This window comes from Streptomyces sp. NPDC029152, from assembly GCF_055564355.1.
The window spans coordinates 241,592-262,236 of record NZ_JBVHWR010000004.1; the positions used below are offsets into that span (position 1 = coordinate 241,592).

At 73.1% G+C, this 20,645-nt stretch carries 18 protein-coding genes; 11 read left to right on the forward strand and 7 right to left on the reverse strand.

Annotated elements, in window-relative coordinates; genetic code table 11:
* The first annotated feature begins 76 nt into the window (after nt 1–76).
* A complete protein-coding gene (locus ACZ4V6_RS10590) occupies nt 77–1,210 on the forward strand; it encodes a methyltransferase (protein WP_467824851.1) in 1,134 nt (377 codons plus the stop codon).
* Here ACZ4V6_RS10590 and ACZ4V6_RS10595 read toward each other — a convergent pair.
* Nucleotides 1,200–2,060 (reverse strand): class II fructose-bisphosphate aldolase, encoded by an 861-nt coding sequence (locus ACZ4V6_RS10595; RefSeq protein WP_467824853.1) that lies wholly within the window; start codon nt 2,058–2,060, stop codon nt 1,200–1,202. The genes ACZ4V6_RS10590 and ACZ4V6_RS10595 overlap by 11 nt on opposite strands.
* Nucleotides 2,061–2,112: 52 nt before the next feature.
* Nucleotides 2,113–2,994 carry an SIS domain-containing protein gene (locus ACZ4V6_RS10600; RefSeq protein ID WP_467824856.1) on the reverse strand — a complete coding sequence of 294 codons (882 nt, stop codon included), beginning with the start codon at nt 2,992–2,994 and terminating at the stop codon, nt 2,113–2,115.
* A gap of 146 nt (nt 2,995–3,140) precedes the next feature.
* Between ACZ4V6_RS10600 and ACZ4V6_RS10605 the strand changes: the two genes are divergently transcribed.
* Nucleotides 3,141–3,920: a DeoR/GlpR family DNA-binding transcription regulator gene (locus ACZ4V6_RS10605; RefSeq protein ID WP_467824859.1), complete on the forward strand. Its 780-nt coding sequence runs from the start codon at nt 3,141–3,143 to the stop codon at nt 3,918–3,920.
* A 10-nt stretch (nt 3,921–3,930) separates the two neighbouring features.
* Here the strand turns inward: ACZ4V6_RS10605 and ACZ4V6_RS10610 are convergent, their stop codons facing one another.
* Nucleotides 3,931–4,914 (reverse strand): hypothetical protein, encoded by a 984-nt coding sequence (locus tag ACZ4V6_RS10610; protein WP_467825612.1) that lies wholly within the window; start codon nt 4,912–4,914, stop codon nt 3,931–3,933.
* Nucleotides 4,915–5,102: 188 nt separating this feature from the next.
* Between ACZ4V6_RS10610 and ACZ4V6_RS10615 the strand changes: the two genes are divergently transcribed.
* From ACZ4V6_RS10615 to ACZ4V6_RS10625, 3 genes are all read left to right on the forward strand, one after another.
* A complete protein-coding gene (locus tag ACZ4V6_RS10615; RefSeq protein ID WP_467824861.1) occupies nt 5,103–5,333 on the forward strand; it encodes a heavy-metal-associated domain-containing protein in 231 nt (76 codons plus the stop codon).
* Nucleotides 5,334–5,425: 92 nt separating this feature from the next.
* Complete coding sequence (locus tag ACZ4V6_RS10620; protein WP_467824864.1) at nt 5,426–7,690, forward strand: heavy metal translocating P-type ATPase; 2,265 nt, start codon at nt 5,426–5,428, stop codon at nt 7,688–7,690.
* Nucleotides 7,691–7,908: 218 nt separating this feature from the next.
* Nucleotides 7,909–8,592 carry a phosphatase PAP2 family protein gene (locus ACZ4V6_RS10625; RefSeq protein WP_467824866.1) on the forward strand — a complete coding sequence of 228 codons (684 nt, stop codon included), beginning with the start codon at nt 7,909–7,911 and terminating at the stop codon, nt 8,590–8,592.
* Here the strand turns inward: ACZ4V6_RS10625 and ACZ4V6_RS10630 are convergent.
* From ACZ4V6_RS10630 to ACZ4V6_RS10640, 3 genes are all read right to left on the reverse strand, one after another.
* Complete coding sequence (locus tag ACZ4V6_RS10630) at nt 8,553–9,206, reverse strand: SRPBCC family protein (RefSeq protein WP_467824869.1); 654 nt, start codon at nt 9,204–9,206, stop codon at nt 8,553–8,555. The two genes, ACZ4V6_RS10625 and ACZ4V6_RS10630, sit on opposite strands and share 40 nt — an antisense overlap.
* A 414-nt stretch (nt 9,207–9,620) precedes the next feature.
* Nucleotides 9,621–10,550 (reverse strand): DUF6807 domain-containing protein, encoded by a 930-nt coding sequence (locus ACZ4V6_RS10635; protein WP_467824872.1) that lies wholly within the window; start codon nt 10,548–10,550, stop codon nt 9,621–9,623.
* Nucleotides 10,547–11,662: a Gfo/Idh/MocA family protein gene (locus tag ACZ4V6_RS10640; protein WP_467824875.1), complete on the reverse strand. Its 1,116-nt coding sequence runs from the start codon at nt 11,660–11,662 to the stop codon at nt 10,547–10,549. The genes ACZ4V6_RS10635 and ACZ4V6_RS10640 overlap by 4 nt, the downstream gene beginning before the upstream one ends.
* 266 nt (nt 11,663–11,928) lie before the next feature.
* Between ACZ4V6_RS10640 and ACZ4V6_RS10645 the strand changes: the two genes are divergently transcribed.
* The 3 genes from ACZ4V6_RS10645 (at nt 11,929) to ACZ4V6_RS10655 (ending at nt 15,027) form a co-directional block, all read left to right on the forward strand.
* Nucleotides 11,929–12,522 carry a Dps family protein gene (locus tag ACZ4V6_RS10645; RefSeq protein WP_467824878.1) on the forward strand — a complete coding sequence of 198 codons (594 nt, stop codon included), beginning with the start codon at nt 11,929–11,931 and terminating at the stop codon, nt 12,520–12,522.
* Between the two features lie 141 nt (nt 12,523–12,663).
* Complete coding sequence (locus ACZ4V6_RS10650) at nt 12,664–13,734, forward strand: ABC transporter permease (RefSeq protein ID WP_467824879.1); 1,071 nt, start codon at nt 12,664–12,666, stop codon at nt 13,732–13,734.
* 90 nt (nt 13,735–13,824) lie between these two features.
* Nucleotides 13,825–15,027 carry a cysteine desulfurase-like protein gene (locus ACZ4V6_RS10655; protein WP_467824882.1) on the forward strand — a complete coding sequence of 401 codons (1,203 nt, stop codon included), beginning with the start codon at nt 13,825–13,827 and terminating at the stop codon, nt 15,025–15,027.
* 7 nt (nt 15,028–15,034) lie between these two features.
* On the opposite strand, the gene yicI is transcribed toward ACZ4V6_RS10655, so the two are convergent.
* On the reverse strand, nt 15,035–17,305 hold the full coding sequence (yicI, locus tag ACZ4V6_RS10660; protein WP_467824884.1) for an alpha-xylosidase: 2,271 nt from the start codon (nt 17,303–17,305) through the stop codon (nt 15,035–15,037).
* 282 nt (nt 17,306–17,587) lie between these two features.
* Between yicI and ACZ4V6_RS10665 the strand changes: the two genes are divergently transcribed.
* Genes ACZ4V6_RS10665 through ACZ4V6_RS10675 form a run of 3 tightly spaced genes read left to right on the forward strand, consistent with a single transcriptional unit; the run spans nt 17,588 to nt 20,641 of the window.
* On the forward strand, nt 17,588–18,844 hold the full coding sequence (locus ACZ4V6_RS10665) for an ABC transporter substrate-binding protein (protein WP_467825614.1): 1,257 nt from the start codon (nt 17,588–17,590) through the stop codon (nt 18,842–18,844).
* 12 nt (nt 18,845–18,856) lie between these two features.
* Complete coding sequence (locus tag ACZ4V6_RS10670) at nt 18,857–19,807, forward strand: carbohydrate ABC transporter permease (protein ID WP_467824887.1); 951 nt, start codon at nt 18,857–18,859, stop codon at nt 19,805–19,807.
* A 6-nt stretch (nt 19,808–19,813) separates the two neighbouring features.
* Entirely contained in the window at nt 19,814–20,641 is an 828-nt protein-coding gene (locus tag ACZ4V6_RS10675) for a carbohydrate ABC transporter permease (protein ID WP_467824890.1), read from the forward strand.
* Nucleotides 20,642–20,645: the final 4 nt, after the last annotated feature.

Genomic DNA, 20,645 nt, shown 5'->3' on the forward strand with positions numbered 1-20,645 from the left:
CTGCCCGACCGCCGCGACACGGCCTGAGCTGCGGCTCCGCTAGCCTGGACGCACGATGAACGACCCGAGCGACCGTATGACGACTCCGTGGGGCGAGCTCGCGCTGGCCCGCTTCCCCGAGGATCCGCGCGACCTGCTGCGCGCCTGGGACGCCTCCGACGAGTACCTGCTCCGGCATCTGGCGGACCAGGACGTCCCGCTGTCCGGCACGGTCGTGGTCGTCGGCGACCGGTGGGGGGCGCTGGTGACGGCGCTGGCGGCGCACCGGCCGGTGCAGATCACCGACTCCCACCTCGCCCAGGAGGCGACCCGCGCCAACCTGGCGCGCAACGGCGTGGCGCCCGGCTCGGTGCGGCTGCTCACCACGCAGGACCCGCCGCCCGGGCGGATCGACGTCCTGCTGGTGCGGGTGCCGAAGAGCCTGGCGCTGCTGGAGGACCAGTTGCTGCGGCTGGCGCCCGCCGTGCACGAGGGCACGGTCGTCGTCGGCACCGGGATGGTCAAGGAGATCCACACCTCGACGCTCGCGCTGTTCGAGCGGATCATCGGCCCGACCCGCACCTCGCTCGCCGAGAAGAAGGCGCGGCTGGTCCTCTGCACGCCCGACCCCGCACGGGAACGGCCCGCCAGTCCGTGGCCGCTCAGCTACGCGCTCCCCGACGGCATCGGCGTGCTCTCCGGGCGGACGGTCGTCAACCACGCCGGCGTCTTCTGCGCCGACCGGCTCGACATCGGCACCCGGTTCTTCCTCCGGCACCTGCCGGACGGCGGGGGCGCCCGGCGGGTGGTGGACCTGGGCTGCGGCAACGGCGTGGTCGGTACGGCGGTGGCGCTGGCCGATCCGGACGCCGAGGTGCTGTTCACCGACGAGTCGTTCCAGGCCGTCGCCTCGGCGGAGGCCACGTACAGGGCGAACGGGGTGCCGGGGCACGCGGAGTTCCGGGTCGGCGACGGGCTGGCCGGGGTGCCGGACGGCAGCGTGGACCTGGTGCTCAACAATCCGCCGTTCCACTCCCACCAGGCGACGACCGACGCCACGGCGTGGCGGATGTTCACCGGGGCGAAGCGCGTGCTGCGCCCCGGCGGCGAACTGTGGGTGGTCGGCAACCGGCACCTCGGCTACCACGTCAAGCTGCGGCGGCTGTTCGGCAACAGCCGTCTGGTGGCGAGCGACCGCAAGTTCGTGGTGCTGAAGGCCGTCAAGCGGTAGGGCCGGCGATCACCCGGACGAGTGCCGCCACCGTCCGCACCATGGCCTCCCTTCCCACGGTGAGGTAGCGGCGCGAGTCGACGGCGTCCGGGTGGGAGGCGAGGTACTCCCGGATCGCGCCCGTCATGGCGATGTTGAGCGCGGTGCCGACGTTGACCTTGGCGATGCCGCCCGCGACCGCCGCGGCGAGTTCGCCGTCCGGGAGTCCGGAGGAGCCGTGCAGCACGAGCGGCACGTCCAGCGTTCCGGACAGCTCCTTGAGCAGGTCGTGGTCGAGGGCGGCGGTCCGCGTGGTCATGGCGTGGCTGCTGCCGACGGCGACGGCCAGGGCGTCCACCGCGGAGTCGGCGACGAAGGCACGGGCCTCGGCGGGGCCGGTGCGGGCGCCGGGCGCGTGCGCGTCGAGCGGCGCCTCGCCGTTCTTGCCGCCCACTTCTCCCAACTCGGCCTCGATCCACAGCCCCTGGGCGTGGGCCCAGTCGGCGGCGGCCCGGGTCGCGGCGAGGTTCTCCGTGTACGGCAGCCGTGAGGCGTCGTACATCACGGAGCTGAATCCGGCGTCCGGGGCCTGGCGCAGCAGGGCGTCGCTCTGGACGTGGTCGAGGTGGAGGGCGACGGGCACGGCGGCGGCCTCGGCGGCGGCGACGGCGGCGCGGGCCAGCGGCAGCAGGCGGCCGTAACGGAACTTCACCGCGTTCTCGCTGACCTGGAGCACCACGGGTGCGCGCTCGGACTCGGCGCCGGCGACGACGGCTTCGATGTGCTCCAGGGTGATGACGTTGAACGCGGCGACGGCGGAACGCGCGGCGGCGGCGCGGGTGATCAGGTCGCCGGTGGTGGCGAGGGGCACGGAGTCTCCTATCCCCGGTCTTTCCCGGTCCTTCTCGGGCGTCGGGCGGGCGTCAGGGGGCGAGGATCACCGAGCGGGTGAGGTGGCGGGGCCGGTCCGGGTCGAGGCCGCGGGCGGCGGCGACGGCGACGGCGAGCCGCTGGGCGCGGACCAGTTCGGCGAGCGGGTCGAGGCCTGCGGCCACCCACAGCGCGCCCGTGTCCCGGACCTGCTCGGCCAGTCCGCCGGGGGCCTCGCCGAACATCCAGGTCGCCGTGCCGGCCGTGCTGATGCTGATGGGACCGTGCCGGTACTCCATCGCCGGGTACGCCTCGGTCCAGGACAGGGACGCCTCGCGCATCTTCAGCCCGGCCTCGTTGGCCAGACCCACCGTCCAGCCGCGGCCGAGGAAGGTGAACTGGGTGCAGTCGACGAGTCCTTCGGGCAGCTCGGCCGCGAGCGCGGTGCGGGCGTCGGCGACGGCGGCCTCGGTGTGCAGGCCCAGGTGGGCGCGGAGCAGGGTCAGGGCGGTGGTCGCGAACCGGGTCTGCACGACCGACCGCTCGTCCGCGTGGTCGAGGACGACGACGTCGTCGGCGGCGGTCATGACGGGCGTGTCCGGGTCGGCGGTGAGCGCGACGGTGCGGGTGCGGCCCTTCAACGCGCCGAGCAGGTCGAGCACTTCGGTGGTGGTGCCGGAGCGGGTGAGGGCGACGACACGGTCGTAGGCGCGGCCCCGCGGGAACTCGGAGGCGGCGAAGGCGTCCGTCTCGCCCAGACCCGCCTCCTCGCGCAGCGCCGCCGCCGACTGGGCCATGAAGTACGAGGTGCCGCAGCCGACGATCGCCACCCGCTCCCCCGCCGCCGGCAGCACCGCCGCGTGTCCGGGCGCCTCGGCGGCGGCGCGTGTCCAGCACTCGGGCTGGCTGTTGAGCTCGTCCTCGACGTACGTCATGCCGCACACTCCCGACCGGTCTCTGAGCAGACCTGGCTCGCTTGATTGTTCATGCAAGATATAGCGAACTTTCGAGCACTATCAAGCAATCAACGAAGGAGAGCCGTGCGCTAGGGTCGGCGGGAGAGCGAAGAACGGAGGCGCGGATGTCGCGCGACGCCCGCTGGAAGGCACTGCTGGAGCTGCTCGTCGAGCGTGGCCGCCTGGACGTCGAGGAGGCGGCGGCCGAGCTGGAGGTGTCGGCCGCGACGATCCGCCGCGACTTCGACCGGCTGGCGGAGCAGCAGATGCTCGTGCGCACGCGCGGTGGCGCGGTGGTGCACGGCGTGTCGTACGAGTTGCCGCTGCGCTACAAGACCGCTCGCCGGGCCTCGGAGAAGCAGCGCATCGCGCAGGCCGTCGCCGCGCTGGTGGCGCCGGGCGAGGCGGTGGGGCTGACCGGCGGCACGACCACCACCGAGGTGGCGCGAGCCCTGGCCGTGCGCCCCGACCTGGCCTCCGGCACACCCGCGCTGACCGTGGTCACGAACGCGCTGAACATCGCCAACGAGCTGGCGGTACGGCCGCAGTTCAAGATCGTGGTGACCGGCGGGGTGGCCCGGGCGCAGTCGTACGAGCTGATCGGACCGCTCGCGGACGGGGTGCTGGGCCAGGTCACGCTCGACGTGGCGGTGCTCGGCGTCGTCGGCTTCGACCTCGCGCACGGCGCCGCGGCCCACGACGAGGCGGAGGCCGCGATCAACCGGCTGCTGTGCGAGCGGGCCGAGCGCGTGGTGGTGGCCGCGGACTCGAGCAAGCTGGGCCGGCGGGCGTTCGCCCGGATCTGCGCCGCGGACGCGGTGGACACGCTGGTCACCGACGGCGCGGCCGACCCGGACGCCCTGCGCCCGTTCGAGGAGGCGGGGATCCGGGTCGTCCTGGCGTAGGCGGCCTCGGTCAGTGCCCGTGACCGTCGGTGTGCCCCCGCGTGGCGGCCGGCGCGGGGTCCTGGCCGGCGGGCGCCGATCCGGCCCGCACGGTGAAGGCCGCGGTGTGGACCTCGCCCCGGTGCCGGAAGTCCAGGAACAGGCGGTAGGCGCCGGCGCTGGGCGCGGTGGCCGTGAAGGAGATCTCCGGGCCGGGCTTCGTGGTGCCGTCGCCGGGTTCGCCGTTCGGGTGGACGTGGAGGTAGGCGAGGTCGCCGGAGCGCAGGGCGACGAGGTGGCCGTAGGCGCCGAGATGGGGCTGGAGGTCGGTGACGGGGCGGCCGTCGCGGGAGACCTTCAGTTTCAGCTCGCCCGCCTTGCCGGGGCTCAGGGACCCGGCGAGTTCGACCTGGTAGCCGTCGGTCCGCGCGGTGTCGTCCGGCGCCGGGAGGTCCACGGGCCGGTAGGTGCCGCCGGCCGCGAGGTCCGCGCCGAGGGTGAGGTTCTCCGCGCCCTTCCCGGCCGGAGTGAAGTCGGCGAAGACGCGGTAACCGCCCGCGCGGGGCAGGTCGACCGGAGTGCTCCAGGTACCGTCGGCGGCGCGGGTGGGGTGCAGGTGGCGGTAGGTGGCCAGATCGCGTGAGGCGACGATGAGGTGGAGTTCCTTGTCGTGCTCGCGCTGGTACGCGGTGACGGCCCTGCCGTCGTCGTCGCGGACGGTGAAGCGCAGTTCGGTGCGCCGGCCGGCGGTGACGCTCGGGGTGGCGAGGTCGAGGGTGTAGCCGTTCTCGGAGACCCGCAGGCCGCCGGCCGGCTCGCTCTCGTGGCCCGCGTGGCCGTCGCCGCCACCCGGATCCGCCGACGGCCCGCTCCCGTGCGCCCCGTGCGCGGCGGACGGGGCGTCCGCGACGACCGGGTCGACGGCCCTGCCGACGCCGTACGCCGTACCGAAGGTCGCGGCCAGTGCGGCGGCGAATGCGGTGATCTTCAGTCCGGTGCTCGGTCCCGTACCCATGGCGGTCGTCTCCTCGATTCCCGGCGCCCGGTCCTGCGGACGCCTCTCCATGCACTTCACAATACCCCTGGGGGGTACACAGTCAAGCTCGGCCAGGGGTTGCGTCCCATACCCCCTAGGGGTATATATGGATCTCGGCAGACACACCCCCGCCCCGTATTTCGGGCCGTTCCCGCAGGAGGACACCCATGGCTTCCACCGCCGGCGCCGTCAGCACCACCTACGCCGTCTCCGGAATGAGCTGCGGCCACTGCAAGGCGACGCTCACACGGGTGATCGGCGAGCTGGACGGCGTCACCGCCGTCGACGTCCAGGTCGCCGCCGGCCGGGTCACCGTGACCGGCACCGCCGAGCCGGACGACGCCGCGATCACGGAGGCCGTCGACGAGGCCGGCTACGAGCTCACCGGCCGCGTCTGACCGGCCCCCCGCTCCCCCGCGCAAGCCGCACCACCGCACCACCGGGACCCGGCCCCCGGCTCCCGGCCGACGACCCCGCATCAGGAGCAGTCATGACCACCAGTACGACCAGCGCACCGACCGAGGTGGAGCTCGCCATCGGCGGGATGACCTGTGCCTCGTGCGCCGCCCGGATCGAGAAGAAGCTGAACCGGATGGACGGGGTCACCGCGACCGTCAACTACGCGACGGAGAAGGCCAAGGTCAGTTTCACGGGCGGGGTGTCCGTCCCGGAGCTGATCGCCACGGTCGAGGCGACCGGTTACACCGCCCGCGAGCCCGAGCCGGTGCGGGCGGAGCCGGCGCCGGGGGCCACGGAGGCCGAGGAGGCGGACGGGCTGCGGCCGCTGCGGCAGCGGCTGGTCACCTCGGTGCTGCTGGCCGTTCCCGTCATCGCGATGGCGATGGTGCCGGCGCTGCAGTTCGAGTACTGGCAGTGGCTGTCGCTGACCCTGGCCGCGCCCGTGGTCACCTACGCCGCCTGGCCGTTCCACCGGGCCGCGTTCACCAACGCCCGCCACGGCGCGGCGACCATGGACACGTTGATCTCGGTCGGCACCTCGGCGGCGTTCCTGTGGTCGCTGTGGGCGCTGTTCTTCGGCACCGCGGGCACACCGGGCATGACGCACCCCTTCGAGCTGACCATCGCCCGCGGTGACGGTTCCGGGAACATCTACCTGGAGGCCGCCGCCGGAGTGACCGCGTTCATCCTGGCCGGCCGCTACTTCGAGGCCCGCTCCAAGCGCAAGGCCGGTGCCGCGCTGAAGGCCCTGCTGGAGCTGGGGGCGAAGGACGTCACCGTACTGGACCCGGACGGCGGCGAGCGGACGATCCCCACGGCGCGACTGGCGGTGGGCGACCGCTTCCTGGTCCGTCCGGGCGAGAAGATCGCCACCGACGGCACGGTCGTGGAGGGCGCCTCGGCCGTGGACGCGTCGATGCTCACCGGCGAGTCGGTGCCGGTCGAGGTCGGCGTCGGCGACAGCGTCACCGGCGCCACCCTGAACGCCGGGGGCCGGCTGGTGGTCGAGGCCACCCGGGTCGGCGCCGACACGCAGCTCGCGCGGATGGCGAAGCTGGTCGAGGACGCGCAGAACGGCAAGGCCGCCGCCCAGCGGCTCGCCGACCGCATCTCCGGGGTCTTCGTCCCGGTCGTCATCGCCCTGGCGCTGGCCACGCTCGGTTTCTGGACCGGCAACGGCGCCGGGCTCACCGCCGCGTTCACCGCCGCCGTCGCGGTCCTGATCATCGCCTGCCCCTGCGCCCTGGGCCTGGCCACGCCGACCGCGCTCATGGTCGGCACCGGGCGCGGCGCCCAGCTCGGCATCCTCATCAAGGGCCCCGAGGTCCTGGAGTCCACCCGCAGGGTCGACACCATCGTCCTGGACAAGACCGGCACCGTCACCACCGGCCGCATGACCCTGCTCGCCGTGCACACCGCCGCCGGCACCGAGGAGTCCGAGGTGCTGCGCCTCGCGGGCGCGCTGGAGCACTCCTCCGAGCACCCGATCGCCCGCGCCGTCGCCGACGGCGCCCTGGAGAAGCTGGGCACCCTGCCGACGCCCGAGGACTTCGCAGGCGTCGCCGGACTGGGTGTGCAGGGCGTCGTCGACGGCCACGCCGTCCTCGTCGGCCGCGAGAAGCTGCTCGCCGAGTGGGCCATGAGCCTCCCGGCGGACCTGGCCCGCGCCAAGGCCGACGCGGAGGCGGCGGGCCGCACCGCGATCGCCGTGGCCTGGGACGGCGAGGCCAGGGCGGTCCTGGAGGTCGCCGACGCGGTCAAGGACACCAGCGCCGAGGCCATCACCCGGCTGCGGGCCCTGGGCCTCACCCCGGTGCTGCTGACCGGCGACAACAAGGCCGTGGCCGCCTCCGTCGCCCGCGAGGTCGGCATCGACGCGGAGCACGTCGTCGCGGAGGTCATGCCGCAGGACAAGGTCGACGTCGTCAAGCGGCTGCAGGACGAGGGCCGTTCGGTCGCGATGGTCGGCGACGGGGTCAACGACGCCGCCGCGCTCGCCCGGGCCGACCTGGGGCTGGCCATGGGCACCGGGACCGACGCCGCCATCGAGGCCGGCGACCTCACCCTCGTCCGCGGCGACCTGCGCGCCGCCGCCGACGCCATCCGGCTGGCCCGCAGGACCCTGGGCACCATCAGGTCCAACCTCTTCTGGGCCTTCGCCTACAACGTCGCCGCGCTCCCCCTCGCCGCCGCCGGGCTCCTCAACCCGATGCTCGCCGGAGCGGCCATGGCCTTCTCCTCCGTCTTCGTCGTCGGCAACTCCCTGCGGCTGCGCGGATTCAAGGCCGCGAACTGACACGCTCGCGCACGGGGTGGGGGTGGACCACAGGGTCCGCCCCCACCCCGTTCCCGCGTTCCGGACCGCCTCGCGCTCGCCCGGACGGGTGCCGCCGGGACGCCGTACGGCGGGACAGGGACGAGGCTGGTCCGGCGGACGGGTCCCGCCCACCGCCACCGGCGGGGCGGCGGGAACCGCCCGTACCCGGACGCCACCGCCTCACGGAGCAGGAGCCCATGACCGAACCGACCGACGACGGCGGAGACGCCGGCGGCCCGCTCGCACCGGCCGCGGGGCCGCCGCGTCCCCGCCGTCGTGGCCTCGCCGCCGTGCTCGCAGACCTGCGTGCCGTGGACGGTGCGCTGTACGCGGCGGTGGCCTCCACGCACACGCCCGCGCTGGACCGGTCCCTGCGGCGGCTGTCCCGCGCCGCCGACCACTCCAGGATCTCGCTCGGGATCGCCGCCGTCCTCGCCCTGGGCGGAGGGCGGGCCCGCGACGCGGCGCTCGTCGGGGTCGGGGCGGTGGCCGTGACCTCCACGGCCGCGAACCTGCTCGGCAAGCGCCTGGTGCGCAGGCCCCGGCCCGACCGGGAGGCGGCCCGCGTGACGGTCGACCGGTACGTGCCCATGCCCGCGTCGGCGTCGTTCCCGTCCGGTCACACGGCCTCGGCGGTCGCGTTCGCCACGGCGGTCGGCGTGGTCCTGCCGGCGGCCGCCGCACCCCTCGGCGCGCTGGCGACCGCCGTGGGGTACTCCCGCGTCCACACCGGTGTGCACTATCCGGGTGACGTGGTGGCGGGCGCCGTCCTCGGCGTCGCCGGGGCGGCCACCGTGCTGGCGCTGGCCGCGGCCGCTCCGGTGCCCGTTCTGCGGACGGTCTACCCGGTGGCGCCGCCCGTCCCGTCCGCGCCCGTGTAGAAGGCGGCGGTCCGGTCCGCCCTCGCGCGCGCCGTCCCGGGATCGGTGCCGCTCGCCACGTCGGCCCCGTACCAGGCCTCGCCGCTGGAGAGCACGAACCGCCGTCCCGCCTCCGAGGCCGACCAGGCCGCGACCTCCTGGGGGTCCACGGGGGTGCCGCCGCTCGACAGGTACATGGTGAGGCCGACGAGCATCAGGTCCCAGCCGACACCGACCGCGCCCGGACCGAACGCGGCCCACCGCTCGTCGTCGACGTGGGCGAGGTAGTCCAGCTCGAAGCGGGTGCCGCCCCCGCCGGGCGTCAGCCGCAGCTCGATCCAGCTGACCTCCTCGGCGTACTCCCAGGTGGCGGCGAAGCCCCTGGGCGGTTCGCAGCTCTCGATCGTGCCGCCCGCGTTCCCCTCCAGCTGGTAACGCCCGCCCAGCCGCAGGTCGCCGGAGACGGGGAGGAACCACTGCGGGATGCGCCGGGGGTCGGTACAGGCCTCCCACAGGTCGTCGAGCGGGGTGTCGTAGGTACGGCCCACCGTGAGGACGCGGGCCTCACCCGCCTTGAAGGCACGCGTGCCGACCTGCCGGCGCACGGAGTCGATCTGGTGCGTCACATCGATCACGGGTGAACTCCTCCTCGAAGGCGTGCCTGTGCCCAGACTGTCAGCCGGCGCCCGCGCGGGCACCAGCTGATGGTCTGCCCGTGTCCGGGACGCGTCCGCCGGCCGAACGCCCTCACCGCCTGGTGGCACGTCCGGACCGTGCCGGTGCGGACGGTCTTCGCGCCTCCGCCGCAGCGGGTGCAGACGCGCTCGAGGTCCTCGTGGAAGGCGCTGCCGGCGTCGGCGGTCACGGCCGTGGCCGAGGCGGCGAGTCCGCGGCGCGTCCCACACCTCCATGAGGCGGCGGCCCGCCCCTCGGGCCACAGGTCTGGGCCAGGAGAACGCGCGTCTCGGCCGTCCCTTCGCACCCGCGCCGTCCCGGCGGGCCGTCGGCTTCCGGGCGGTGACGGGCAGCGCCGCCCGGGAGCGGCGCGCTCACCACGGCAGGTCCTCCAGGTAGGCGCCGACCCGGTCGCCGTCCCAGGCCCCGTCGGCGATCACCAGGCGGTAGCGGTAGGCGAAGGACTCGCCGGGCGGCAGCTCGAACTCCTCGAAGAACGCCCAGGAGAACGCGACCGTCGGCACCGGCGTGGCCCGCACGAACCAGTGGGAGGGATGGATCGCGCTCCTGTCGTCCAGGTTCTCCGGCGCGTGCGCGAAGACGAGCGTGGAGTGGCCGTCGCTCCCGTCGCGCTCCGCGGTGAAGGCGAGCCACGGACTCTGTGCGCCCATCAGCCTCTCCGCCCCGCCGGTGGTGCCCGGAGCGAAGACGGTGCCGTCGGTGAAGTCGCGGGGACCGCGCCACTGGAGGCCGGTGTAACCGGCCATCTCCCGGCCCGCGGTGGTCGGCGAACCGAAGACCAGCGGCTCGGCCCGGGTGTTGGTGAGGCGGATCGACCAGTCCAGCGACCAGGCGCCGGCGTCCTCGTCGACCGAGTGGACGGTGAGCCCGCGTTCCTCGCGGGCCCACTCGGCACCGCCGTTCTCGACCCAGGTCAGGTGTTCGGTGACGTCGAGCCGGTCGTCACCGGCCGTGAAGCCCGGGAAGCCGTCGTGCCGCATCGAGCCGATGCGCTCGGGCAGGGGCAGGTAGCCCTCGCCGTGGACGTAGGAGTTGCCGCCCCAGAAGTTCTGTCCGCAGAGGTGGCTGGCCGTCATCTGCACGCCCTTGTGCCAGCGGTGGTCGCTGGGCCGGTAGCCGGTGACGACGTGTCCGGCGAGGGTTCGCACGGGATGGGCGTAGGGCTTGCGGGACTCGAAGGCGTCGGGGTCGGGGCGGTAGACGTAGCGGAGGATCTCGGTGCCGTTCGACGCCGTGACGGCGATGTGGTCGCCGTGGGTGTGGGTGACGCTCAGGGTGCTCACGCGCGCTCCTCGGGGGCCCAGCCGGGGTGGCCGCCGTGCATGGCCGGGTAGAAGGGGTCACCGGGGCCGATCTCGCCCGCGCGTACCGGCCGGCCGGTGAACGCCGCCTTGTACAGGGCGGCGGCGAACTCCAGCGTGGCGCGGGCCTCCGGTCCGCTGCCGGGCGGCCTGGCACCGGCGTCCCAGGCGTCCAGCACGGCGCCGAGCTGAGCGGTGTGGGAACTGGGCACGTCCGCCGCCGGGGTGCGCCAGGCCGCGGCGCGTGCCGGGTCGACGTGCCGGGCCGGGGTGTAGGTCCAGTCGTCGTTGCGGTGCCCGTACAGGTGGGTGAGCTCGACGGTGGCGTCGGCGCAGTCGACGCGGACGCGGCTCACCTCGTCCGGGGAGAGGACGCTGTTGACGACGGTGGCGAGGGCGCCGTTCGCGAACCGCACCAGGGCCGTGGAGACGTCCTCGCTCTCGGTGCCGTGGACCAGGCGCGAGGCCATGGCCCGGATCTCCCGCCACGGCCCGAGCAGGTGCAGCAGCAGGTCGTACTGGTGGATGCCGTGGCCCATCGTCGGTCCGCCGCCCTCGGTGGCCCAGCGTCCGCGCCAGGGCACCGCGTAGTAGGCGGCGTCGCGGTGCCAGGTGGTCTGGCAGTGCGCGACCAGCGGTGCGCCGAGCTCGCCGCCCGCGATCAGCTCCCGGGCGTGCGCGGCACCGGAGCCGTACCGGTGCTGGAAGATCACGGAGGCGTACCCCCCGGAGGCCTCCTCGGCCGCGGCGATGTCGTCGTACTCGGCGAGCGAGAGGCACAGCGGCTTCTCGCACAGCACCCACGCGCCGGCCTCGAGCGCGGCCACCGTCTGCTCCCGGTGCAGGGACGGCGGCGTGCCGACGAGCACCAGGTCGGGGCGCACGGCGTCCAGCATGGCCTCCATCGAGGTGTGGCCGGCGACGTCACCGCCCGCGCTCCGCCGGAAGGCCTCCAGCCGGGACGGGTCCACGTCGACGGCGGCGACCAGTTCCACGCGGTCGGCGTGGGCCGCGAGCGCGGGCAGGTGGCTGTCGACGACGACGGCGCCGGTGCCGACCACGGCGACGCGGCGGCGGGCGGGGTGCGGGGACATGCGGTCCTCCTCGGACGGTGACGGGCGGCACGCGCTCGGGCCGCCCGTGCGTACCCCTCGGAGACCTTTAGAAAGCGCTTGCACTCCCGCAGACCCTAGAGCGCGGGGGAAGGACCGGACAACCCCCCGCGGGGAGCGGGGGCGGGCGCCGGCTCGGGCCCCAGCGTTTGCGGGACCGGCGTGCGGCTGGTCGACTGTCGCAGGGGGCGGGCCGGTCGCACCGCGCCGGTGCGGACACTCAGCTTTCCTCCGGAAGGAGTCCTGGCGTGAACACCCCGAATCCGCCGGCACCCGGGCACAGCTCCGACGGCAGCCAGCCCTGGCTGCACCAGAGGGGCCGGACCATCCAGGAGTTCGGCACCGTCAAGCAGTTCCCCGTGGCGCTGTCCATGGAGACCCGCCTCTACTCGTGCCAGCGGCTCAACAAGGTCCTGGCGGACACCCGCATCCTGCACGACCTGTACAAGAAGTACCACTGGCTCATGCGCGGGGCGACGTTCTACCAACTGCACCTGCTGCTGGACAAGCACGCCGGCGAACAGCTGGAGCTGATCGACACCGTCGCCGAACGCGTCCAGACGCTCGGCGGCGTCGCCGTCGGCGACCCCCGGCACGTCGCGGAGATCACCGCGGTGCCGCGTCCGCCGGACGGCGTGGAGGAGGTGCCGGCGATGCTCTCGCGGCTGCTGGAGGCCCATGAGCTGATCCTCACCGACTGCCACGACGCCGCGGCCCGCACCCAGGAGCTCGGCGACGACGGCACGAACGACCTCCTGGTCTCCGAGGTCGTGCGCACCAACGAGCTCCAGGCCTGGTTCCTGGCGGAGCACCTCGTCGACACGCCTCTCGTGCACGCCTGACCGGCCGTAGCGCGCCGGCCCCGGACACCTCCCGTCCGGGGCCGGTCCGTTCCGCGTCCACGGCCGCCCCGCACTCCCCGCGCGCCGTGGGCGGAGCGCCCTCTCGATGCCCTTTCACCCACGCTGTGGAAGTGTCCTCCTATGGCCCACATGTCCTCCGGTTCCCACGGTGCCCACGCCCAGCCTCCGACGCGCGGCCAGAAGTGGTCCGCGTTCCGGCAGTCGCCGTTCTGGCCGGCCACCGTGCTGGTGCTGATCCTCGCGGCGGCGGCCGGACTCTTCGCGGGCTCGTACACCTACTCCATGGCGGACCCGACGCCGCACTCGCTCCCCACGGCCGTGGTCGGCTCCTACGAACAGGGGCGCGGCAAGGCCTTCCTGGACGGCCTGGAGCAGGCGCTGAACGCCTCGGTGAAGGTGCACCCCTACGGCAGTACCGCCGAGGCGCGTGACGCGGTCGAGGAACAGGAGGTCTTCGCGATCTTCGAGCTGCGCGGGAACGGGCGGTCGGCCGTCCTCGACCTGTCCAGCGCCTCGGGCGCCTCGGTCGCCGAGGTGCTGGCCCAGACGGCACCGGAGGTGGGGAAGAAGACCGGGGTCGCCCTCACCGTCCGGGACGTCAACCCCCTGCAGGAGGGCGACCCGCGCGGTCTGGCGATCTTCTACATCTCCCTGGCCGCCGTCATCATCGGCTTCGTCGGGGCGATCCAGCTCAGCGTGCACGCGCGGGCCCTGACCCCGTTCGAGCGCATCCTCTTCACGATCGCCTACGCGCTGCTCGGCGGCTTCGCCATCGCCGCGACCGTGGACTGGCTGCTGGGCGCGCTCGACCTGCCGTTCGTCGAGTCGTGGCTGATCCTCGCGTTCACCCTGTTCACCAGCGGCATGGTCTTCACGATGTTCAACACCCTGTTCGGCCGCTGGGCGATGCTGCCGACCTGGGGGCTCATGGTGCTGCTCGGCAATCCCTCGTCCGGCGGCGCGGTGTCCTGGCCGCTGCTGCCGTCCCCGCTGGGCGAGATCGGCCGGTGGCTGCCGCCCGGCGCCTCGGTCAACGCGCAGCACACGGCGGTGTACTTCCAGGGGCACCAGCACCTCTTCCCGTACCTGGTGCTGGGCGGGTGGGCGCTGCTGTCCTGCGCCGTGTTCTGGACCTGGCGGCACCGTCACCCCGGCGGACGCGAGAAACACCCGGCGCACGCCGAGTCCTGACCCGGTGTCCGTCCCGCCCCCGGGACCTGGTCCGGCCGCCGCGCTGCTGCGATCATGAGGCGGGAGTCCCCGCCACCGGTTGGAGTGCACATGGCCCTCGACGTCGACGCGATCCGCGCGCAGACACCCGCCCTCAAGTCCGGCACCGCCCGCTTCGACGCGCCCGGCGGCACCCAGACCCCGCAGCCCGTCATCGACGCCGTCGCCGAGGCCCTGGCCGCTCCCCTGGCCAATCGGGGGCAGGTCACCGAGGGTGAGCGCAACGCGGACCGGATCGTCACGCGGGCCCGTGCCGCCCTGGGCGACCTGCTCGGCGCCGACCCGCGGGGCGTCGTCTTCGGCCGCAGCGCCACGCAGCTCGCGTACGACCTCGCCCGGACACTCGCCAAGGGATGGGGGCCGGGCGACGAGGTGGTCGTCACCCGCCTCGAGCACGACTCCAACATCCGGCCCTGGACGCAGGCGGCCGAGGCGGTGGGCGCGACCGTGCGGTGGGCCGACTTCGACCCGGCCACCGGCGAGCTGCTCCCCGAGCACGTCGAGGCGGTGCTGTCCCCGCGCACCCGGCTGGTCGCGGTCACGGCCGCCTCCAACCTCATCGGCACCATGCCCGACCTGCCGGCCCTCGCCCGCCTGGTGCACGGCGCGGGAGCACTGCTCCACGTCGACGCGGTGCACTACGCCTCGCACGCCGCCGTCGACCTGGCGGCGCTCGGCGCGGACACGCTGGTGTGCTCGCCGTACAAGTTCCTCGGTCCGCACCTGGGCGTGCTGGCGGCCCGGCCCGAGTTCCTCCGGACCCTGCGCCCGGACAAGCTGCTGCCGTCCAGCGACGCCGTCCCCGAGCGCTTCGAGCTGGGCACGCTGCCGTACGAGCTGCTGGCCGGCGCCCGCGCGGCGGTGGACTTCCTCGCGGATCTGGTGCCCGGCACCCCCGGCGGGCGGCGGGAGCGGCTGCTCGCGTCCTTCGCGGCGCTGGAGGCCCACGAGGACGCTCTGCGCGAGCGGATCGAGCGGGGACTGGCCGAGCTCGGCGGGATCACGGTGTACTCCCGGGCCGCGCGGCGCACGCCGACCCTGCTGTTCACCGTGGCGGGCCTGAGCCCCGCCGAGGTCTGCCGCCTGCTGGCCGAGCGGGGGGTCGACGCCCCCGCCGGGTCGTTCTACGCGGTGGAGGCCGCCCGCCGCCTGGGGCTGGGCGACGAGGGCGGCGTCCGGGTCGGACTCGCGCCGTACAGCAGCGCGGACGACGTGGACCGGCTGCTGACGGCGCTGGGCGGCCTCCCCCGCTGACGCCGCCTCACCCCAGGGGCACGGTCACCTCGCCGCTGCCCTCCGCGCTCGCCCCGCCCGCGACGCGCACGGTGAACGGACGGTCGGTGCCGCTCGCGGTGACCCGCAGGGCGTCACCCTCGCGCCGGACGTGGAAGGTCGCGGCCGGCGCGCCCAGCAGGTCGGGCACGGTGACCTCGGCGGCGTACCCGGGCGCGGCGGTCGGGTGCACCAGGAGGACCGGGTCGTCCAGCCAGTCGCCGTCGGGACGCCGGTCGTCCCGGGCCAGCGGCAGGACGGCGCCCTCGCGGACGTACAGCGGGAGGCTGTCGTAACCGTGCCTCTCGGTGCGCCACGCCGGACCGGTGACCCGCTCGCCGGACAGGAGGTGCGTCCAGGTGCCCTCGGGGAGGTAGACCTCGACCTCGCCGTCCTCGGTGAAGACCGGGGCGACCAGCAGGTCGGGGCCGAGCATGTACTGACGGTCCAGGGTGCGGCAGCCCGGGTCCTGCGGGAACTCCAGGACCATGGGCCGCATCACCGGCACGCCGGTGCGGTGGGCCTCGGCGGCGGCACCGTACAGGTAGGGCATCAGGCGGTGCTTGAGCAGGGTGAAGCGGCGGGCCACGTCGACGGCCTCGTCGCCGAACTCCCACGGCACCCGGTACGACGAGGAGCCGTGCAGGCGGCTGTGCGAGGAGAGCAGGCCGAAGGCCAGCCAGCGCTTGAAGACCGCCGGGTCGGGCGTGCCCTCGAAGCCGCCGATGTCGTGGCTCCAGAAGCCGAAGCCGCTCAGGGACAGGGAGAGGCCGCCGCGCAGCGACTCGGCCATCGCCTCGAAGGAGGACCAGCAGTCGCCGCCCCAGTGGACGGGGTACTGCTGGCCGCCCGCGGTCGCGGAGCGGGCGAAGAGGACGGCCTCGCCCTGTCCGCGCTCCTTCTCGAGGAGTTCGAAGACGGTCCGGTTGAACAGGTGGGTGTAGTAGTTGTGCATCCGCTCCGGGTCGGAACCGTCGTGCCACACCACGTCGGTGGGGACGCGCTCGCCGAAGTCGGTCTTGAAGCAGTCCACGCCCTGGTCCAGCAACGGCTTGAGCTTGCCGGCGAACCACTCGCGGGCGGCGGGGCTGGTGAAGTCGACCAGGCCCATGCCGGCCTGCCACAGGTCCCACTGCCAGATGTCGCCGTTCGGCCGGCGCACCAGGTGCCCGAGCGCGGCGGCCTCGTCGAAGAGCGGGGACTTCTGGGCGATGTAGGGGTTGATCCAGACACTGACCTTCAGGCCCTTGGCCTTGAGCCGGGCGAGCATGCCCTCCGGGTCGGGGAAGACCTCCGGGTCCCACTGGAAGTCGCACCACTGGTACTCGCGCATCCAGAAGCAGTCGAAGTGGAACACGGTCAGCGGGATGCCGCGCTCGGCCATGCCGTCGACGAACGACGTGACCGTCCGTTCGTCGTAGGAGGTGGTGAAGGACGTGGTGAGCCACAGGCCGAAGGACCAGGCGGGCGGCAGGGCCGGGCGGCCGGTGAGGGCGGTGTAGCGGGCGAGGACGTCCTTGGGGGTGGGCCCGGCGACGACGTAGTACTCCAGCGTCTGGTCCTCGACGCTGAACTGGACCTGCCCGACGGACTCCGAGCCGACCTCGAAGGAGACCGCGCCGGGGTGGTTGACGAAGACGCCGTAGCCGCGTGAGGAGAGGTAGAACGGGATGTTCTTGTAGGCCTGTTCGCTGCTGGTGCCGCCGTCGGCCTGCCATACGTCGACGACCTGGCCGTTCTTCACGAACGGGGTGAAGCGCTCGCCGAGGCCGTAGATCTGCTCGCCGACGCCGAGGGCGAGCCGGCTCAGCATGTGGTGGGCGCCGTCGCCGGTGGTGGCGAACGCGGTGCTCTTGGCGTTCGCGCGGGTCAGCTCGCGTCCGTCGGCGTCGTGGAAGGTGAGGCCCCAGGGGCCCTCGCCGTCCAGGCGCAGGGTCAGCGGGCCGCTGGTCAGCTCGGTGACCGTGCCGTCCTGGCGCACCTCGCCCGCGCCGTCGGGCGTGCCGGTGAGGGCGAAGTCGGGGCCGGGGCGGTGCTTGCCGGCGTGGTGGGTGACCCGCACGCCGATGACGCCCTCGGCCGGGGAGAAGCACTCGACCGTGAGGAGCGGGGCGTTGAGCGTGTCGCCCCGCCGCGTCACCTTCTTCACGGCGGCATGGGCGGTGAAGCGCTTCGATTCGGTGCGTACAGCGCGTACCTCGGTGGCGTACGACAGATGCACGCCCTCGCGGATGAGCCAGAAGCCGTCGGTGAACTTCATGATCTTCCTTGGGTGGGGCGGGAGCGGTCGAGTGGGTGCGCGAAGGCCCTCCCACAGCGTTTTGATCGTACACAGAACACATCGGGAAACCGAGGCCCCCTCGCGATGAGAACCACGTTGAACAGGCACGATTACCGAAAAGAACACTTCCTTCACGCGGCGGGCGACGAGATGGGGGGCACTTGCCCCTAGCGCCGCAGCCCACCCCTGACGTATTAGTCATCACAACAAACAAAACAGTCCGGCAAGGAAGCCGGACCGTACGACAGCAAGGGCCGCATGATGTCGAAGCGCTTCAACGCCGCGCATCGAGGGCACGAACGCTCACGCAGAGTCTTCGCCCCGCTCGCCGCCGTCTCCGTCCTGGTCGCGGGTACGGCGCTGACCGGCTGCGGGCAGCAGCGCGACGCCGACGTGTACACCGTGATGAACTCCTCGACCGACGAGTCGTACCACCGCTGGGACGCGGAGGCGATGGCCCGCTGCGGGGAGCGGCTGGGCGTCACCATCGAGCAGCAGAGCGTCCCCGCGGCGCAGGTGATGACGAAGGCGCTGCGCATGGCGTCGTCCGGGTCGCTGCCGGACATCGTCCAGTTCGACGCCTCCGAGATGCCCACGTTCGCCGACGCCGGGGGCCTCGTCGACCTCCGGACGCTCGGACTGAGCACCGACGGCATCCCCGAGGGCATCGTCGATTTCGGCTCGTACGAGGGGACGTACTACGGCGCGGCCCGGTCCGTGAACACGCTCGCCCTCTTCTACAACAAGGACGTGCTCGACAAGGCGGGTGTCCGGGTGCCCAGCACCTGGGCCGAGCTGCGCGAGGCCGCCAGGACGCTCACGCGGGGCAAGCAGTACGGCCTGGCGCTCAGCGCGGGCGGTGCCGAGGACGGCGTCTTCCAGTTCACGCCGTTCATGTGGTCCAACGGCGGCGACGAGACGAAGCTGGACAGCCCGCAGGTCGCCGGGGCGCTCGACTACTGGAAGAGCCTGCTGAAGGACGGGTCGCTGTCGAAGTCGACGGTCAACTGGACACAGGCCGACGTCAACGACCAGTTCATGGCCGGCAACGCGGCGATGATGATCAACGGTCCGTGGCAGGTGGAGACCCTCAACACCGACAGGTCTCTCCACTGGGGCATCGCGCAGATCCCGGTGCCGAAGGCCGGGGACGACTCGGTGGGTCCGCTGGGCGGTGCGGTGCTCACCGTGCCGAGAACGGGCGATGACGCGCGGGAGAAGACCGCCGGCAGGATCGTCGCCTGTCTGGCCGGCGAGAAGGAGCAGCTGACCTACGCGCTCAACAGCTGGATGGTCCCGGCGAACGCCAAGGCCGCGGCCGTGTGGCGCGAGCGGGTGCCCGAGCTGGACGCACTCGCCGACCAGGTCGCCACCGCCCGGTCCCGGACCGCCAAGCTCGGTGCCGGCTGGCCGGGCGTGTCGCTCGCCCTGCAGAGCGCCTTCCAGTCCGCCCTGACCGGCCAGTCCAGCGAGGCCGCCCTGAAGCGCGCCCAGCAGCGGGCCACGAGCGGGAACTGAGGGAGCGCACCCATGACCACGTCCACCGTCACCGCACAGACACCCGCCGAGGCGTCCGCGAAGGCCGTGCCGGACCCGGCCCGGACCACGCGCCGGCGCAGGCTCTCCCAGTGGGGGTTCGTCGCCCCCGCCGTCGTCTTCATGCTGCTGTTCTTCGGCTACCCGCTCGTCCGCAACGTCGTGATGAGCTTCCAGCACTACACGCCGAAGACCTTCTTCACCGGTGAGGCGCCCTTCAACGGCACCGACAACTGGTCCACCGTCTTCCACGACGCCCTGTTCGGCAAGGCGCTGTGGCACACGCTCGTCTTCACCGCGGGTTCGCTGCTCGGCCAGTTCTGCATCGGACTGGCGCTCGCGGTGTTCTTCAGCCGGCGCTTCCCGCTCAACGGTGTGCTGCGCTCGCTGATCCTGCTGCCCTGGCTGGTGCCCATGGTGGTGTCCGGCATCGTCTGGCGGCGCATCCTCGACCAGGACACGGGCGTGCTCAACTCGTTCCTGGACACCCTCGGTCTCGGCGGACACACACCGTGGTTGACCAGTCCGCACATGGCCCTGCTGTCCGTCGTCCTGGTCAACATCTGGATCGGCATCCCGTTCAACATGGTCATCCTGTACGGCGGTCTCCAGGAGATCCCGAAGGAGCTGCACGAGGCGGCCTCCCTGGACGGCGCCTCCGCCTGGCGGACCTTCCGCTCCGTGACCCTGCCGATGCTCAAGCCGGTCATCACGGTCGTGCTCGTGCTCGGCTTCATGTCGACGGTCAAGATCCTCGACCTGATCCTCGCCCTGACCGACGGCGGTCCCGCCGACTCCACCCAGACCCTGGGCACGCTCACGTACCAGAACTCGTTCGTCCAGCTGGACTTCGGCGCGGGCGCGGTCGTCGGCAACGTACTGATCCTGATCTCCGCCGTGTTCGCGGTGTTCTACCTGCGGGCCAACCGCTCCGAAGGGAAGTGACCGACGATGGCCGACCGCACTCCCGCCGCGTCCCGGCGCCGCTGGGGCTCCACCGTCGCCGGTGTGCTCGTCCTGTGCGTGATGCTGTTCCCGCTCTACTGGATGCTCAACACCGCGCTCCAGCCCGAGTCGGGGCTGCTCCAGGTCGACCCGGTGCCGGGCAGCCTGGACCTGTCCGGCTTCTCCAGGGCGATCAGCGACCAGGGCGGCCACCTGCTGACCTCGCTGGCCGTCTCGCTCGGCGCGGTCGTCATCTGCCTGGCGGTCTCGGCGCCCGCGGCCTACGGGCTGGCGCGGTTCGGGCTGCGCGGCTCGCGCACCATCGTGTTCGGCACGCTGATCACCCAGATGGTGCCGGGCATCGTCATCGCCAACGCGCTCTACAACTCCTACGTCGACCTGGGCCTGGTCAACTCCTACTTCGGCCTGATGCTGGCGGACGCCTCGCTCGGCATCCCGTTCTCCATCGTCCTGATGCGGTCCTTCATGGTGTCGATCCCCGGCGAGGTGATCGAGGCCGCGCAGATGGACGGCGCCGGACCGGTGCGGACGTTCCTGCGGGTGGTGCTGCCGATGAGCCGCAACTCCCTGATCACCTCGGGCCTGTTCGCGTTCCTGTTCTCGTGGAGCGACTTCATGTTCGCGCTCACGCTGAACACCACCGACGAGGTCAAGCCGGTCACGCTGGGCATCTACCAGTACATCGGCGCGCACGTCGGCGACTGGGGTTCGGTGATGGCCGCCTCCGTGCTGTCCGCGGTCCCGGCGGCGATCCTGCTCGTCCTCGCCCAGAAGTACATCGCCGCCGGCATCACCGGCGGTTCCGTCAAGTGACCAC